Below are 16,628 nucleotides of genomic sequence, written 5' to 3' on the forward strand. Positions count from 1 at the left end.
CGCATCGCCGGTTATTACTCCTTTAACCTGATGTATCTAATAACGCTGTCAGTTTCCTCCCTTCACAAGGCATGGTTATTTGATCGTTCCCACGCGCGTGGGAATGCCTCACCGGACGCTCTGCGTCCGCTCTTGGGACGCAGAGCGCCCCTGGCTGCATTCCTTTGCTGCGCGTGGGAACGATCAGATGACACGGTCTACGGCAAATCACTAAAGAGCGCAATTCGCCCGTTCAGCGAAGGCCGGTAGCGCCAGGTCAGGCGATCCAAAGCAGGTTTCATCGCTAGAGTTTCCTTCAATGTAGCGCTGGCAATGCTCAGGGCCAGAACCTGCCCCGGACATTGATGCCGCCCGGCACCGAACGTGAAACTGCGCCGGTCTGGACGATCCAGAAGAAAGACTTCGGGATGGTCATTGAGCTGCGGATCACGATTAGCCAAAGCCAGCAGCACCAGAATCACATCGCCAATTTTCAGGCTTACCCCCTCGATTTCACAAGGCGCAGCGACAAACCGGAGAGTGTTCTGCACCGACGGATCGAAGCGCTGAACTTCAGCAATCAAGTCGTCAATGCATGTCGATTCGCTCCGCAACGACGGATTTCGAATCAACGCCAACAGCGCATTGCCGATCAGCCCGGCGGTGGCTTCGTAGGTCTGGGAGAACAGGCCGATCAGGTTGGCGATCAACGTTTCAGGGTCGTCAGATGTCGCCGCGACCCGAAAGGGCCTTGATTCCTCCGGGAGCGAAATATGAACGTAGAACAGCACGACAGCGGCATCTCTCAAGTGGCCGCGGCCATCGCGGAACCGGCCCGGACGAAAATCCTCTGTTCGCTGATGGACGGCCACGCCCGCACCAGCACCGAGTTGGCGGCGATTGCCGAAGTCAGTGCCTCCACGGCCAGCGCGCACCTGGCCAAACTCAAGGAACTGGCGCTGGTGCGATTGCATGTACAGGGCCGCCATCGCTATTACAGCTTGGCGGACAAGCGCGTCGCCCAGGCGCTGGAAGCGTTGATGGTGATCGGCCAGAACGCCGCGCCGACCTTCAACCCGCGCACCCCGGATCGCCTGCAATTCGCCCGCACCTGCTACGACCACATGGCCGGCACGTTGGCGGTGCTGCTGCATGACCGGATGATCGAAGCGGGGTGGTTGCTGGAAACTGATGAACAGGTCTATCAACTGAGCGACAGCGGTGAGGCGTTGTTCGAAGGATTGGGTATCGAGGTCAAGAACCTGAATACGCTGCGCCGCCGCTTCGCCTGTCCATGCCTGGACTGGAGCATGCGCCGGCCGCATCTGGGCGGTTCGTTGGGGGCGGCGTTGTTGCAAGTGGCGATCAAGCGCAAATGGGTGACTCAAAACCCGGACAGCCGCGCGCTGGCGTTGACCGCGACGGGGCGCAAGGAACTCAGCAGCCGGTTCGCCGTTGAACTGCCGATTCAGGTATCGACAGCACAGCCCACGTCCACCCAGACCAGGCGTCGCGCGATCGCCAGTTCTGCGCCTTTGGCGGCATTGGCGAGCAAGGCATAGCTGCCATGCACCAGGATCACCAGTGCCTCGAGTGCTGTGATCCGACCAAGGGTTCGATGGTGACTTGAACAGGGGGTGTTGACTCTGTACTGTATATCCAAACAGTATAGGCGTGCCCCATGGAACTCATCGACAAGCTCAGCATTCTCGCCGACGCCGCCAAGTACGACGCCTCATGCGCCAGCAGCGGCGCGCCGAAGCGTAGCTCCGAGGGCAAGAGCGGGTTGGGTTCGACCGATGGCATGGGCATCTGCCACAGCTACACACCGGACGGACGTTGCGTTTCGTTGCTGAAGATTCTGCTGACCAACTTCTGCCTCTACGACTGTCAATACTGCGTTAATAGACGCTCCAGCGACGTGCCCCGCGCCCGCTTCACGCCGGAAGAAGTGGTGACGCTGACCATGGATTTCTACCGGCGCAACTGCGTCAGCGGGTTGTTTCTCAGCTCCGGGATCATTCGGTCGGCGGATTACACCATGGAGCAGCTGATTCGCGTGGCCAAGCTGTTGCGCGAAGACCATGAGTTTCGCGGTTACATCCACCTCAAGACCATTCCCGAAGCCGACCCTGCGCTGATCGAGGAAGCGGGGCGTTATGCCGATCGCTTGAGCGTCAACATCGAGTTGCCCACCGACGCAAGTCTGCAAACGTTGGCCCCGGAAAAACACCTGGGCTCGATCAAGCAAGCGATGCAGACGATCTACACCGGCGAGCAAACGGTGCTCAACGAACCGCGCGCGCCGAAATTCGCCCCGGCCGGACAGAGCACGCAAATGATCGTTGGCGCCGATGACACCGACGACAGCACCATTCTTCACAGTGCCCAGGCGCTGTACGGCAACTTCCGTTTGCGTCGGGTCTATTACTCCGCGTTCAGTCCGATCCCCAATAGCCCGAAGAGCGTGCCGCTGGCCGCGCCGCCGCTGATGCGCGAGCACCGTCTGTACCAAGCTGACTTCTTACTGCGCAGCTACGGCTTCACGGCGGGCGAATTGTTCCAGGGGCCGGGACATCTGGCGCTCGACATCGACCCAAAACTGGCCTGGGCGCTGGAAAATCGTGAGGTCTTCCCGCTGGATCTCAATCGCGCCGAGGCGTCGCTGATCGCCCGTATTCCCGGCATCGGCCTACGAACCACCGAGCGTCTGGTGGAACTGCGTCAGCAGCGACGCATTCGTTATGAGGATCTGGCACGGATGCGCTGTGTGCTGGCCAAGGCCAAGCCGTTCTTCATCACCAGCGATTACCACCCGCAGCAGGCAGAGGTCACCAGTCATCTGCTGTATCAGCAACTGCGCGACCGTCCGCAACCGCAGCAAATGGGGTTGTGGGGATGATTAATCTGGATTGCGACGACCTGTTCGACACCTGGCGTCAGCAGGCGCGTTGGTTGCTCAGTCATGAGGTCGATCCTAGTTTGGTGGGCTGGGCCAGTGAAGGTGTGGCAGACCTGTTCGCCAGTGACGATGTACCGCCCGAAACGCAGGGGCCGTATCAGGCACGAGTTCCCAGAGCGCTGTTGGACACCCTTGAACGCGCCGCCCGTTATCGAGGCGATCAGCGCTGGAGTCTGTTGTACGAGGTGCTGTGGCGGGTTAGTCACGGCGATCGCACGGCAATGCTCGCGGGAGACAAACTCGGCAGTGAATTTCAGAGACGAATCAAACAGATACAGCGTGAATCTCATCATTTACATGCATTCGTCCGGTTTGTCGCAATGCCTGAAAACGAGGGTCCGCAATACGTTGCCTGGTATGAGCCGGCTCATGACATCCTGCACAGCGCCAGTGAACATTTCATCGGCCGAATGGGCCGTCACCGTTGGCTGATCGCCACGCCTCGGGACGGGGTGTATTACGATGGCGAGCAGTTGATTCACCAACGGCAATGCCCGGTTGAATGGCAGCAGCTGGCGCAAAACGCCGACGACCCGCACGGCGACATGTGGTTGACCTACTACAGCCACATCTTTAATCCGGCGCGGTTGAACCCGAAAGTCATGCAGGGGCATTTGCCGGCGCGGTTCTGGAAAAACCTGCCTGAAGGCGTGCTGATTCCAGGGTTGATCACTCAGGCTCGGAGCGGCAAGCAACAGGACGGTCAGGCCAGCGGCATCAAGGGCAGGGGTGGCAAGCGCATTGCGCTGGGAGTGGGCGAACGTAGCCAAGGTTCATAAAAAAGCCCCCCATCGCCAATGCGATGGAGGGCTTCATTGCAGCGGATGTCAGATCAAACCTTGACGATCCACCCTGCTGGCGCCTCGACGTCGCCAGTCTGTACACCGGTCAGCTCTTTGTAGAGCTTCTGGGTGACCGGGCCGACTTCGGTTTCGCTGTGGAACACGTGCAGTTTGTCGTTGTAGTTGATGCCGCCGATCGGTGTGATCACCGCGGCAGTACCGCAAGCGCCGGCTTCTTTGAAGTCAGACAGCTTGTCGATGAACACGTCACCTTCGATCACTTCCAGGCCCAGACGCGATTTTGCCAGCTCGATCAACGACAGACGGGTAATACCCGGCAGGACCGACGGCGAGTTCGGGGTGACGAACTTGTTGTCGTGGGTGATCCCGAAGAAGTTGGCCGAACCGACTTCTTCGATTTTCGTGTGGGTCATCGGGTCCAGGTAGATGCAGTCGGCAAAGTGGGCTTTCTTGGCCTGGGAACCTGGCATCAGGCTGGCCGCGTAGTTGCCACCGACCTTGGCCGCACCGGTGCCTTGTGGGGCGGCGCGGTCGTAACTGGAGATCAGGAACTTGTGCGGGGTCAGGCCGCCCTTGAAGTAGGCACCGACCGGGATGGCGAAGATCGAGAAGATGAACTCGGGGGCGGTACGCACGCCGATGTTGTCACCCACGCCGATCACGAACGGACGCAGGTACAGCGCGCCGCCGGTGCCGTAAGGCGGGATGAAACGCTCGTTGGCGCGGACCACTTCCTTGCACGCTTCGACGAACTGCTCGGTTTCCACGAACGGCATCAGCAGGCGCGCGCAGCTGCGTTGCATGCGTGCGGCGTTCTGATCCGGGCGGAACAGGTTGATAGAACCGTCCTTGCAACGATAGGCCTTCAGGCCTTCGAAGCATTGCTGGCCATAGTGAAGGGCAGTGGAACCTTCGCTGATGTGCAGCACATTGTCTTCGGTCAGGGTGCCTGTGTCCCACTCGCCATTACGCCAGTGCGACAAATAGCGCTTGTCTGTCTTGATATAGTCAAAACCCAACTTGTCCCAATTGATGCTTTCGTTACCCATGACACCCTCTATCACTTAACAACCGCCGAAACGGTTCAAGGCTTCTGACGTTTTTCTGGATGGGGACAACAATACTTCATTCCGAGCCTAAATCGCAGCCTGGAATTCGATCATCACAGGTGGAGTGCATGCCCCAAGGCACGCAACGCCGCTTCCTGCACCGCCTCGCCGAGCGTCGGATGCGCGTGGATGGTGCCGGCGATGTCTTCCAGCCGAGCGCCCATTTCCAGGCTCTGACCGAACGCAGTCGACAATTCCGACACGCCTACACCGACTGCCTGCCAGCCGACAATTACATGATTGTCACGCCGCGCCACAACCCGCACGAAGCCGCTCTTGGACTCCAGGGTCATCGCCCGGCCATTGGCCGCGAACGGGAAACTCGACACGATGCAGTCCAGACCCGCAGCCTTGACGTCGTCCGGGGTCTTGCCGACCACCACCAGTTCCGGGTCGGTAAAGCACACGGCGGCAATCGCAGTTGGGTTGAACTCGCGGGATTTACCGCTGATCAGTTCTGCAACCATTTCGCCCTGAGCCATGACCCGGTGGGCGAGCATCGGTTCGCCGCTCAGGTCGCCGATGGCATACACGTTGCGCATGCTCGTCTGGCAGCGGTTGTCGATCTTGATCGCCGAGCCGTTCATGTCCAGGTTCAGCGATTCGAGGTTCCAGCCCTGAGTGTTCGGTTTGCGACCGACGGCCACCAGCACCTGATCGGTTTCCAGGTTCAGGGTGTCGTCATTCGGGTCAAGCACTTGCAGTGTATTACTTATGGAATCAAAGCCTTGGACGCTATGCTTCAAGTAAAGCTTCATGCCAAGTTTTTTCAGTTCGTCATGCACAGGCTGCGTGAGTTCAGCGTCGTAGGCCGGCAGGATACGGTCCTGAGCCTCGACCACACTGACCTCGGCGCCGAGCTTGCGATAGGCAATCCCCAGCTCCAGACCGATGTAACCGCCACCGACCACGATCAGCCGTTTTGGCACGGACGTCGGTGCCAGCGCTTCAGTGGAGGAGATGATCGGACCGCCAATCGGCAGCATCGGCAGGTTCACACTTTTCGACCCGGTGGCCAGCACCAGGTGCTCGCACTGAATGCGCGTGTCGCCAACGTCGACGGTCTTGCCGTCGATGACTTTCGCCCAGCCTTTTATGACCTGGATCTTGTGCTTCTTCATCAGCGCCGAAACGCCGGTGGTCAGGCGATCAACGATGCCGTCCTTCCACTCGACGCTTTTGCCGATGTCCAGCGTCGGCGCCGATACGCTGATGCCCAGCGCCGAATGCTGGCTGTGGTGCTGCGTCTGGTGGAACTGTTCAGCCACGTGAATCAACGCCTTCGACGGAATGCAGCCGATGTTCAGGCACGTACCGCCCAGTGATTCGCCTTCCACCAGAATGGTCGAGATGCCCAGTTGACCGGCACGAATCGCCGTCACATAACCGCCAGGGCCGCCGCCGATGATCAGCAGCGTGGTGTTCAGAGTTTGCATGCCTTGCTCCACAAATGCTTATTCCACAAACAGCGTGGCGGGTTGTTCGAGCAAGCCGCGAATGGCCTGGATGAATTGCGCCGCGTCCATGCCATCGACCACGCGGTGATCGAAGGAGCTGGAGAGGTTCATCATCTTGCGGATCACAATCTGGCCTTTCACCACCATCGGGCGTTCGACGATTTTGTTGACGCCGACGATCGCCACTTCCGGCAGGTTCAGCACCGGCGTGCTGACGATCCCGCCCAAGGCGCCGAGGCTGGTCAGGGTGATGCTCGAGCCGGACAGTTCATCGCGGCTGGCCTTGCCATTTCGGGCAGCGCTGGCCAAACGGGAGATTTCGGTCGCGCTGTCCCACAAGCTGCGGGCTTCGGCGTGACGTACGACCGGCACCATCAAACCGATGTCGGCTTGCGTGGCGATGCCCACGTGCACCGCGCCGAGGCGGGTGATGACCTGGGCTTCGTCGTCGTAACGGGCGTTGATTTGCGGGAAATCGCGCAAGGCGACGACCAGCGCGCGGACCAGGAACGGCAGCAAGGTCAACTTGCCACGGGTCGCGCCGTGTTTTTCGTTCAGGTGCGCACGCAGTTCTTCCACGGAGGTAACGTCGATTTCTTCGACATAACTGAAGTGAGCGGCACGCTGAGTGGCGTCCTGCATGCGCTGGGCGATCTTGCGGCGCATGCCGATGACCGGGATTTGTTCTTCGTCGTTACGCTGGGCGTAAGCGGCGGCAACGGTCGATTGCGGTTGCTGACCCTGGGCTAGATAGGCATCGAGGTCTTCGTGCAGAACGCGCCCGGCAGGGCCGGTGCCACGCACCAGACGCAACTGGATGCCGAGGTCCAGCGCATGTTTGCGCACGGCCGGGGAGGCCAGCGGGCGCTCATCGGCCTCGCGAGCGACCATCGGACCTTGGCACACGGCAGCCGGCCGAGGCGCTGCAACCGGTTTGCTGACTACAGCAGCTTCAGCTTTCGATGCCGCAACCGGCACTTCTTTCACGGCAGCGGCTGCCGGTTGAGCGGACTCTTTAACGTTGCCCGCGCCTTCGACTTCGATGCTGATCAGAATGCTGCCGACGGCCATCACTTCACCCGGCACACCGCCCAGCGCGATCACCTTGCCGTGAACCGGTGACGGAATGTCGACCATCGCCTTGTCAGTCATGACATCAGCCAGTACCTGATCTTCGACGACCATGTCGCCGACTTTGACGTGCCATACCGACAATTCAACTTCTGCAATGCCTTCACCAATGTCCGGCATCTTAATAACGTGCGTGCCCATTCAGACCTCCATAACCCGATGCAAAGCCGCGCCCACTCGGGTCGGGCCAGGGAAATACGCCCACTCTTGTGCGTGCGGGTAGGGAGTGTCCCAACCGGTGACGCGCTCGATAGGCGCTTCCAGGTAGTGGAAGCAGTGTTCTTGCACCAGGGCGACCAGTTCGGCGCCGAAACCGCAAGTACGGGTCGCTTCGTGAACGATCACGCAACGGCCGGTTTTCTTCACCGACTTGACGATGGTCTCCAGGTCCAGCGGCCACAGGCTGCGCAGGTCGATGACTTCAGCGTCGATCCCGGTTTCTTCAGCCGCGACTTGCGACACATAAACGGTGGTGCCGTAAGTCAGGATGGTCACGTCCTTGCCGGGACGCGCGATGGCAGCCACGTCCAGCGGCACGGTGTAGTAACCGTCCGGCACTTGTGCGGCAGGGTGTTTCGACCACGGGGTTACCGGGCGATCGTGGTGGCCGTCGAACGGGCCGTTGTACAGGCGTTTTGGCTCGAGGAAGATCACCGGGTCATCGTTTTCGATGGAGGCGATCAGCAGGCCTTTGGCGTCGTAAGGGTTGGATGGCATGACCGTACGCAAACCGCAGACCTGGGTGAACATCGCCTCGATGCTCTGGCTGTGGGTCTGGCCGCCGTAGATGCCGCCGCCGCAAGGCATGCGCAGGGTCATCGGGGCGGTGAACTCGCCGGCCGAGCGATAACGCAGGCGAGCGGCTTCTGAAATGATCTGGTCCGACGCCGGGTAAACGTAATCGGCGAACTGGATCTCGGCCACTGGTCGCAGACCGTAAGCGCCCATGCCCACTGCGACGCCGACGATGCCGCTTTCGGAAATCGGTGCATCGAACACCCGGGAGGTGCCGTACTTGTTCTGCAGGCCTTCGGTGCAACGAAACACACCGCCGAAGTAGCCGACGTCCTGGCCGAACACCACGACGTTGTCGTCACGCTCAAGCATCACATCCATGGCCGAGCGCAGGGCCTGGATCATGGTCATGGTGGTTGTGGTCATGGCGGTTTCCAACTCGATTTTATTGTTGTGATCGTTCATGTCAGATCCCCAACTCTTGACGCTGGCGCTTCAAGTGCTCCGGCATCTCTTTGTAGACGTCTTCAAACATGGATGCGGCGCTCGGAATCTGGCCGCCGGCGAGGGTGCCGTACTGTTCGGCTTCTTTCTGTGCGGCGATCACTTCGGCTTCCAGCTCGGCGCTGACGGCGACGTGTTCCTCTTCGGACCACTGACCGATTTTCACCAGGTGCTGCTTGAGGCGCGTAATTGGGTCGCCCAATGGGAAGTAGCTCCAGTCGTCGGCAGGACGGTATTTGGACGGATCATCGGACGTCGAGTGAGGGCCGGCACGGTAGGTGACCCATTCGATCATGGTCGGGCCGAGGTTGCGGCGGGCGCGTTCGGCGGCCCAGGCAGAGGCGGCGTAGACCGCGACGAAATCGTTGCCATCGACCCGCAGGGAGGCAATGCCACAACCGACGCCACGTCCGGCAAACGTGGTGGCTTCACCACCGGCAATCGCCTGGAACGTGGAGATCGCCCACTGGTTGTTGACCACATTGAGGATCACCGGCGCACGGTAAACGTGGGCGAAGGTGAGGGCGGTGTGGAAGTCGGATTCAGCGGTGGCGCCGTCGCCGATCCAGGCCGAAGCGATTTTGGTGTCGCCCTTGATCGCCGAGGCCATGCCCCAGCCCACGCCTTGTACGAATTGGGTGGCGAGGTTGCCGGAAATGGTGAAGAAGCCGGCGTCTTTAACCGAGTACATGATTGGCAGCTGACGGCCCTTGAGCGGATCGCGCTCGTTGGACAGCAATTGGCAGATCAGGTCCACCAGCGGCACTTCACGCGCCATCAAGATGCTTTGCTGACGGTAGGTGGGGAAGCACATGTCGTCGATGTTCAAGGCCAGGGCCTGGGCGCTGCCGATGGCTTCTTCGCCAAGGCTTTGCATGTAGAACGACATTTTTTTCTGGCGCTGGGCGACCACCATGCGGTTGTCGAAGATCCGCGTCTTGAGCATGGCGCGCATGCCTTTACGCAGGATCTCGACCGGTACGCCTTCGGCCCATGGACCGAGGGCATTGCCCTCGTCATCGAGCACGCGAATCAGGCCCTTGGCCAGGTCGGCCGTGTCGGCCGGTTCAACGTCGATTGGGGGTTTGCGCACCGTGCCGGCGTCGGTGAGACGCAGGTAGGAGAAGTCGGTTTTGCAGCCGGGGCGGCCCGAAGGTTCGGGAACGTGCAGACGCAGCGGTTCGTACGCTTGGTTCATGGCTTCTACGCTCGATCTTGTGAATTTCTTGTAGTGAGCTGACTGTCATTCTTCTGTGGAAGAAATCTTGTCCTACAACAATCATAGTCCCGGCCAAGAAGAATATTTCTCTCTGTTTCGTTGCGCTTCGGATCATTTGAGGATAAAAAATCTGCATAAACATAAAAAACAGGTGGTTTTGTCTCATGCGCAAACTAGACCGTACCGATATCGGCATTTTGAACAGCCTTCAGGAGAACGCGCGCATCACCAACGCCGACCTTGCACGCTCGGTCAATCTGTCGCCGACGCCGTGCTTCAACCGGGTCAAGGCGATGGAAGAATTGGGGTTGATTCGCGAGCAAGTGACGCTGTTGGATGCCGACCTGTTGGGGCTGCACGTGAATGTGTTCATTCATGTGAGCCTGGAGAAACAGGTGGAGGAGGCGCTGCAGCATTTTGAAGAGGCGATCTCGGATCGCCCGGAAGTGATGGAGTGCTATTTGATGGCCGGCGACCCGGATTATTTGATTCGGGTGCTGGTGCCGACCATTCAGTCGCTTGAGCGCTTCATGATGGATTTTTTGACCAAGGTACCCGGGGTCGCGAACATCCGTTCGAGCTTTGCGCTCAAGCAGGTGCGCTATAAGACCGCGCTGCCGCTGCCGGCGAATGGGTTAACCCTCGCCAACTAAATGCAAATCCCCTGCTACGGGATTTACGTGGTCGGTTTAGAGTTTGTTGATCGGAATCTTCAGGTACACCACGCCATTGTCCTCGGCCGGCGGCAAATTCCCCGCCCGCACATTCACCTGAATCGCGGGCAGCAACAGCGTCGGCATGTCCAACCCCGCATCACGCTGTGTGCGCATGGCGACGAATGCGGCTTCGTCGATACCGTCATGGATGTGAATGTTGCTTTTACGCTGCTCGCCCACCGTGCTCATGCATTGAGGTTCGCGACCCTCGGGCGGGTAATCGTGGCAGACATAGAGTTGCACGCTGGCAGGGAAGGCCAGCAGTTTGCGAATCGAGGCGAACATCTGGTTGGCGTTGCCGCCGGGAAAATCACAACGAGCAGTGCCCACGTCCGGCATGAACAACGTATCGCCCACCAGAATCACATCGCTGTCGATCAGATAGGCCATGTCCGCTGGCGTGTGCCCGGGAACATGCAGGGCCGTGGCCTTGAGGTTGCCGATCATGAACGATTCGTCCGGCGCGAACAGATGGTCGAATTGCGAACCGTCACTGCGAAACTCCGGCTCAAGGTTGAACAGGGTTTTGAACACGCCCTGAACCTTGCTGATCGACTGACCAATAGCAATCTTCCCCCCCAGTTCCCGACGCAGATACGGTGCGGCGGACAGGTGATCGGCATGGGCGTGGGTTTCGAGCAGCCATTGCACGTGCAGCTGATGTTGGCGAACGAAGGCGATGATCTTGTCGGCCTGGACGTTGGCGGTTCGCCCAGCGGCCGGGTCGTAATCGAGCACCGGGTCGACGATCGCGCAGTGCCCGCCATCGGCTTCGTAGATTACGTAACTGTAGGTCGACGAGGCAGGGTCTAGAAAAGCTTCAATCAAGGCGGGCATGGTGGCCGTTTCTTACTGGATAAGCCATGAGGGTAGTTTCATTTTCCCTGCGCTGACCACCCCCCAGTCAATTCAAAGAAGGAAAAAAGCTGTGCGGGCTCTATCCTGTCTGTCATCGATACCGGGCGTTCCCGGCTTTATTCCGCGGATCACGAGCGTTTTATGTTGTTGGCAAGTTTTTTTGGGGTGGTGATGGGGCTGGTCTTGGGGTTGACCGGCGCTGGCGGCGGCATTCTTGCGGTGCCGGCCCTGGTGCTGGGGTTGGGTTTGACCATGACCCAGGCCGCGCCGGTCGCTCTGTTTGCGGTGGGCAGTGCAGCGGCTGTCGGGGCCATCGATGGTTTGCGCCATGGTCTGGTGCGCTATCGCGCGGCGATGCTGATCGCTTTGCTGGGGGCGATTTTTTCGCCGGTCGGTATCTACTTCGCCCATCAGTTGCCGGAAAAAATCCTGATGATTCTGTTCAGTCTGCTGATGGTCATGGTGGCCTGGCGGATGCTGCGTCGTGAGCGCCAGGAAGGAGGTCCAAACGACCACGGCCACGCCAACTGGGGCCAGAAGAACTGCATGCTCGATCAGCAGACCGGGCGCTTTTCCTGGACCGCCAAATGCACCGCGACCCTCGCGGCACTGGGCGCGGTGACCGGGGTTGTCTCCGGGCTGCTCGGGGTGGGCGGTGGCTTCCTGATCGTTCCGGCGTTCAAGCAGCTCAGCGATGTGCAGATGCGTGGAATCGTCGCCACCTCCTTGATGGTGATCAGCCTTATTTCCGCTATCGGCGTGATCGGCGCGTTTCAGGCCGGGGTGCGAATCGACGGTGTTGGCGTGGCATTTATCGTCGCGAGCATCGTTGGCATGATCATTGGCCGCAGGCTTTGCGCGCGAGTACCGGCCCGGGGATTACAGATCGGCTTCGCCAGCATCTGTGTCGTAGTCGCCGCTTACATGCTGTTTAGAGCGGGCGTCTAGCAAGTATTGTGGGTGCCAGTCCGTTCTGCAGGCGTACACCCTAAGTTTCGGGTTTCTTGCCTGCCTTCATCGCCAGCCTGTCGACCCGTGGATTGAGCTTGATGGCCGAAGCCGAGATCATGCTGTACGACAAGGACCAGACCACGTTTTCCACCGATGGCTACATTAACGCCTTCTATGTGAACAGCGATGTGGACCGTGCCGGCGACCAGTTCGACCGCAAACAGGCGCGTGTGAAGATGGGCTTTTACCCAACTACCCAGGCTTCAACATGAGTTCTCCGCACTGGCGGCCTTGCAGGGGCGACCACCGGAAAACCGAGCTCGGCTGACTCGCCTTGCTTCAATAGACGTAATCCTGGCAGTACAGCAGGTAGTAGTCGTTGCAATATCGCTTTAACGCAGATGCTCTGCCGGTTGCCGCAGGATCATCACCAACAGCAGCAAGCCGCGCATCAGCACCACGGTGAAATGCAGAAAGCGGCACAGCACCATCGCGCTCGTCATGAACTACTGGTCAACCTTGAAGCTGTATGCGCCTTCGCTTTTGTGCGTATCGACCGACACCGCGTGCCATTCGACATTGTAGGCACCCGCTGCCAGCGGTGCAGCCGGGGTGACGATCAGGGTTTTCATGTCGCTGCCTTCGGTGACGAGGCTTTTCAGAGCAGCATCGTGAATTCCTCTGAGGCAGGTTCAAGGAGGCGCCAGTTTACCTGCGAGAAGCTGGGTGTACGAAGTTTCGTTTTCCCTTGTCGCCGCGGTGTAGAGCGGATGCTAGTCTTGGCCAACGCTGTGGTCAGGGAGCCCTCATGGGCAAGCACAAGATCGAGATTCGTCGCAGTAACGTCGAGAAAATTCTTCTGGGGGCCGAAAAGGTTTTCGCCGAAAAAGGTTTCGGCAGCACCGCCATGGCGGACATCGCCGCCGAGGTGCAACTGCCGCGCTCCAACCTGCATTACTACTTCAGCACCAAGAGTGAGCTGTACAGCGCTGTGCTGTTCGATTTGCTGGAAGTGTGGAAACAGGACGCCCTGTGCTTCGAGATGTTCGACGATCCGCGCGTGGTGCTCAGCAGCTACATCCGCGCCAAAATGAACCACTCCCGCAGCCGGCCTTACGGCTCCAAAGTCTGGGCCAACGAAATCATCCACGGTGCGCCGACGCTGGGGGAGAAACTGGACGTCAGCCTCTACGACTGGGCGAAGATGAAAGAGGCGAAAATTCGTCAGTGGGTGGACGACAAACGCATCCTGCCGGTAGAGCCTTCAAGCCTGCTGTACATGATCTGGGCCTCGACTCAGCATTACGCAGACTTCGATCATCAGGTGAATATTCTGAATGACCACCAGCCGCTGTCGGACATGCAGTTTGAGCGGGCGGTGCAGACGGTGACGAGTGTGATCTTGCGCGGGATTGGGTTGGAGCCGTGAATCAAAAGATCGCAGCCTCGTTTCACTCGACAGCTCCTACAGGGTTACGCAATCCCTTGTAGGAGCTGTCGAGTGAAACGAGGCTGCGATCCTTGATATTCAACGATCAAACAGCGACGTGATACGGATTCCTCGGATCATGATTCCAATCCAAAAACGGCTTGCCCGTATCCATCGGCACCATCTCAATACAATCCTGCACCGGACAGGTGATCTGACACAGATTGCATCCCACACACTCATCATCGATCACTTCATATTTATGCGTCCCGTCCGCCTGCTTCAGGCTGGCAACCGCTTGGTGCGAAGTGTCTTCGCAAGCAATGTGGCAGCGACCGCAACCAATGCACGCTTCCTGATTGATCTTCGCTATCACCTGATAGTTAATGTCCAGGTACTTCCAGTCTGTGGTATTGCCCACCGCACGCCCGGTAAACTGCGACACGCTGGCGTAACCCTGACTGTCCATCCAGCGTGACAACCCGTCCTTCATCTCCTCGACAATCCGGAAACCATGCAGCATCGCCGCCGTGCATACCTGCACCGAGCCGCTGCCCAGCGCAATGAACTCCGCCGCGTCGCGCCAACTGCCGATGCCGCCAATGCCGGAAATCGGCAGGCCTTGCGTCTGTGGGTCGCGGGCGATTTCGGCGACCATGTTCAGCGCAATCGGCTTCACCGCAGAGCCGCAATAACCACCGTGGGTGCTTTGGCTGCCCACGGCGGGATTGGCGACCATGCGCTCCAGGTTGACGCTGGTGATCGAGTTGATCGTGTTGATCAACGACACCGCATCCGCGCCACCACGATGGGCCGCGCGGGCGGCGACGCGAATGTCGGTGATGTTCGGTGTGAGCTTGACGATCACTGGCAGCGAGCAATACGTTTTGCACCAACGGGTGACCTGCTCGACATACTCCGGAACCTGGCCGACCGCCGCGCCCATGCCGCGCTCTGGCATGCCGTGGGGGCAGCCGAAGTTCAGTTCGATACCGTCGGCACCGGTGGCTTCCACCAGCGGCAGGATGAATTTCCACGATTCCTCGACGCAGGGCACCATCAGCGACACGATCAGCGCGCGGTCCGGCCAGTCCCTTTTGACCTGAGTGATTTCCCGCAGATTGATTTCCAGCGAGCGATCGGTGATCAGTTCGATGTTATTGAAACCCATGACTTCACGGTTAGCGCCGAAGAGCGCGGAGTAGCGCGACGACACGTTGACCGCCGCCGGGTCTTCACCCAGGGTTTTCCAGACCACGCCACCCCAGCCGGCCTCGAAGGCGCGGACCACGTTGTAGGCTTTGTCGGTCGGTGGCGCGGAGGCCAGCCAGAACGGATTGGGGGCTTTGATGCCAGCGAAGACAATCGAAAGATCGGCCATTTACGCAGCCTCCACGTTGAGCATGAGTTGGGCGTTGATGGCCTCGGCGGCCCGTTTGCCGTGCTGCACGGCCTGCACGGTGAGGTCCTGATCGAGACTGGTACAGTCGCCGCCGGAATACACGCCGGGGATGCTGGTGCGCAGGTTTTCGTCCACTTGAATCCGCTCACCCTGACGCTTGAGTTCACGGGCCAGCGGGTCGGCGAGGGCGCTGGCGTCGAAGGCTTGGCCGATGGCTTTGAAGATCGCGTCGGCGGCCAGTTCGAAAGTTTCACCGGTGGTTCGCAGGCGACCGTCTACCGACCGCGTGCGGGCGAAGCGCATGCCGCGTACTTGGCCTTGAGCATCGAGCAGGACTTCTTCGGGTTGTGCCCAAGTCAGCAAACGCACTTGATTGGCTTTGGCGATGTCCTGTTCGTGGCCGGTGGCGCCCATTTCCTCGACACCGCGGCGGTACACCAGGTTGACGTCATGAGCCCCTAGACGTGCCATTTGCACGGCCATGTCGATGGCGGTGTTGCCGGCGCCCAAAACGATACAACGGTTAGCGAGGGGGAGTTGGGTCAGGTCATCGGCCTGACGCAGTTCGCGGATGTAATCGGTGGCGGCCAGCAGGCCGGGTGCATCTTCATGAGCAAGCCCCAGCTGTTTGCTGGCGGCCAGACCGAGGCCGAGGAACACCGCGTCGAACTGCTGATGCAGTTCGCTAAGGGTGAGGTTTTCGCCGAGTTTCTGCCCGTGGCGGATTTCGATCCCGCCGATTTCCAATAGGAATTCAAGCTCCTTCTGCGCGTAATCGTCGACCAGTTTGTACTTGGCGATCCCGTACTCGTTGAGGCCGCCAGCCTTTTCACGAGCCTCGAAAATCACCACCTCATGACCGTGCATGGCACTGCGGTGAGCGCAGGACAAACCGGCCGGTCCGGCACCGACCACGGCGATGCGCTTGCCAGTAGATGCCGCACGTGGGAAGGGGTGTTCGCTGAAGTGTGCGTTGTCTACGGCGTAACGCTGCAACAAGCCGATCAGCACCGGTGCGCACTCATGGTCGTTGTTGCGCACGCAGGCTTGCTGGCATAGAACTTCCGTCGGGCACACACGGGCGCAACTGCCGCCGAGGATGTTCGCCGAGAGGATTTTCTGCGCAGCGCCCTGAACGTTTTCCTGATGGATATTGCGAATGAACGACGGAATATCGATCTCGCTCGGGCAGGCGTTCACGCACGGCGCGTCGTAGCAGTACAGGCAACGCGAGGCTTCCAGATGGGCCTGGCGGTCGTTGAGTGGCGGTGCCAGATCGGTGAAATGGCCGGCGAGGGCGGCCGCATTCTCATAGGGATGCGGGAGGTGGTTCAGGGTCTTGATCACGGTGTTGGCCTCACGGTTATTGAGGT

General features: G+C 59.7%; 14 protein-coding genes and 3 pseudogenes. 7 read left to right on the plus strand and 10 right to left on the minus strand.

Features of this window, described 5'->3' with window-relative positions:
- Positions 1 to 197: 197 nt before the first annotated feature.
- Positions 198 to 713: pseudogene (locus ACYZTU_RS13435) on the minus strand (cytochrome P450); the annotation flags it as partial.
- 39 nt (positions 714 to 752) lie between these two features.
- Here ACYZTU_RS13435 and ACYZTU_RS13440 point away from each other — a divergent pair.
- From ACYZTU_RS13440 to ACYZTU_RS13450, 3 genes are all read left to right on the plus strand, one after another.
- Positions 753 to 1,541 (plus strand): ArsR/SmtB family transcription factor, encoded by a 789-nt coding sequence (locus tag ACYZTU_RS13440; RefSeq protein WP_461970787.1) that lies wholly within the window; start codon positions 753 to 755, stop codon positions 1,539 to 1,541.
- 119 nt (positions 1,542 to 1,660) lie between these two features.
- Positions 1,661 to 2,881, plus strand: a complete 1,221-nt coding sequence (locus ACYZTU_RS13445; protein ID WP_461970790.1) for a putative DNA modification/repair radical SAM protein — start codon at positions 1,661 to 1,663, stop codon at positions 2,879 to 2,881.
- Complete coding sequence (locus ACYZTU_RS13450; RefSeq protein ID WP_461970792.1) at positions 2,878 to 3,720, plus strand: TIGR03915 family putative DNA repair protein; 843 nt, start codon at positions 2,878 to 2,880, stop codon at positions 3,718 to 3,720. The genes ACYZTU_RS13445 and ACYZTU_RS13450 overlap by 4 nt, the downstream gene beginning before the upstream one ends.
- Before the next feature lie 53 nt (positions 3,721 to 3,773).
- Here the strand turns inward: ACYZTU_RS13450 and ACYZTU_RS13455 are convergent, their stop codons facing one another.
- From ACYZTU_RS13455 to ACYZTU_RS13475, 5 genes are all read right to left on the minus strand, one after another.
- A complete protein-coding gene (locus ACYZTU_RS13455; RefSeq protein WP_461970794.1) occupies positions 3,774 to 4,793 on the minus strand; it encodes a branched-chain amino acid aminotransferase in 1,020 nt (339 codons plus the stop codon).
- Positions 4,794 to 4,906: 113 nt separating this feature from the next.
- Complete coding sequence (gene lpdA, locus ACYZTU_RS13460) at positions 4,907 to 6,289, minus strand: dihydrolipoyl dehydrogenase (protein ID WP_461970796.1); 1,383 nt, start codon at positions 6,287 to 6,289, stop codon at positions 4,907 to 4,909.
- 18 nt (positions 6,290 to 6,307) lie between these two features.
- Entirely contained in the window at positions 6,308 to 7,582 is a 1,275-nt protein-coding gene (locus ACYZTU_RS13465) for a dihydrolipoamide acetyltransferase family protein (protein ID WP_461970798.1), read from the minus strand.
- A complete protein-coding gene (locus ACYZTU_RS13470) occupies positions 7,583 to 8,641 on the minus strand; it encodes an alpha-ketoacid dehydrogenase subunit beta (RefSeq protein ID WP_461970800.1) in 1,059 nt (352 codons plus the stop codon).
- A 1-nt stretch (position 8,642) separates the two neighbouring features.
- Positions 8,643 to 9,878 (minus strand): thiamine pyrophosphate-dependent enzyme, encoded by a 1,236-nt coding sequence (locus tag ACYZTU_RS13475; RefSeq protein WP_461970801.1) that lies wholly within the window; start codon positions 9,876 to 9,878, stop codon positions 8,643 to 8,645.
- A 185-nt stretch (positions 9,879 to 10,063) separates the two neighbouring features.
- On the opposite strand from ACYZTU_RS13475, the gene bkdR reads away from it, so the two are divergent.
- The gene (gene bkdR / locus ACYZTU_RS13480; RefSeq protein ID WP_017339472.1) at positions 10,064 to 10,552 is read left to right on the plus strand and encodes a Bkd operon transcriptional regulator BkdR; all 489 of its coding nucleotides are present in this window, start codon (positions 10,064 to 10,066) and stop codon (positions 10,550 to 10,552) included.
- 36 nt (positions 10,553 to 10,588) lie between these two features.
- Here the strand turns inward: bkdR and ACYZTU_RS13485 are convergent, their stop codons facing one another.
- Positions 10,589 to 11,452 (minus strand): MBL fold metallo-hydrolase, encoded by an 864-nt coding sequence (locus ACYZTU_RS13485; RefSeq protein ID WP_461970803.1) that lies wholly within the window; start codon positions 11,450 to 11,452, stop codon positions 10,589 to 10,591.
- A gap of 162 nt (positions 11,453 to 11,614) precedes the next feature.
- On the opposite strand from ACYZTU_RS13485, the gene ACYZTU_RS13490 reads away from it, so the two are divergent.
- Positions 11,615 to 12,421 carry a sulfite exporter TauE/SafE family protein gene (locus ACYZTU_RS13490; protein WP_461970805.1) on the plus strand — a complete coding sequence of 269 codons (807 nt, stop codon included), beginning with the start codon at positions 11,615 to 11,617 and terminating at the stop codon, positions 12,419 to 12,421.
- Between the two features lie 56 nt (positions 12,422 to 12,477).
- Positions 12,478 to 12,695, plus strand: a pseudogene (locus tag ACYZTU_RS13495) (porin); the annotation flags it as partial.
- A gap of 235 nt (positions 12,696 to 12,930) precedes the next feature.
- On the opposite strand, the pseudogene ACYZTU_RS13500 reads toward ACYZTU_RS13495, so the two are convergent.
- Positions 12,931 to 13,089 (minus strand): annotated as a pseudogene (locus ACYZTU_RS13500) (copper resistance protein CopC); the annotation flags it as partial.
- A gap of 143 nt (positions 13,090 to 13,232) precedes the next feature.
- Between ACYZTU_RS13500 and ACYZTU_RS13505 the strand changes: the two are divergent.
- The gene (locus ACYZTU_RS13505) at positions 13,233 to 13,853 is read left to right on the plus strand and encodes a TetR/AcrR family transcriptional regulator (protein ID WP_449644565.1); all 621 of its coding nucleotides are present in this window, start codon (positions 13,233 to 13,235) and stop codon (positions 13,851 to 13,853) included.
- A 106-nt stretch (positions 13,854 to 13,959) separates the two neighbouring features.
- Here ACYZTU_RS13505 and preA read toward each other — a convergent pair whose 3' ends face one another.
- Positions 13,960 to 15,234, minus strand: coding sequence for an NAD-dependent dihydropyrimidine dehydrogenase subunit PreA (gene preA / locus ACYZTU_RS13510; protein ID WP_461970806.1), 1,275 nt, complete (start codon positions 15,232 to 15,234; stop codon positions 13,960 to 13,962).
- Positions 15,235 to 16,602, minus strand: a complete 1,368-nt coding sequence (locus ACYZTU_RS13515; RefSeq protein WP_461970808.1) for an NAD(P)-dependent oxidoreductase — start codon at positions 16,600 to 16,602, stop codon at positions 15,235 to 15,237.
- Between the last annotated feature and the right edge of the window lie 26 nt (positions 16,603 to 16,628).

This window comes from Pseudomonas sp. HLT2-19-2 (assembly GCF_054898005.1).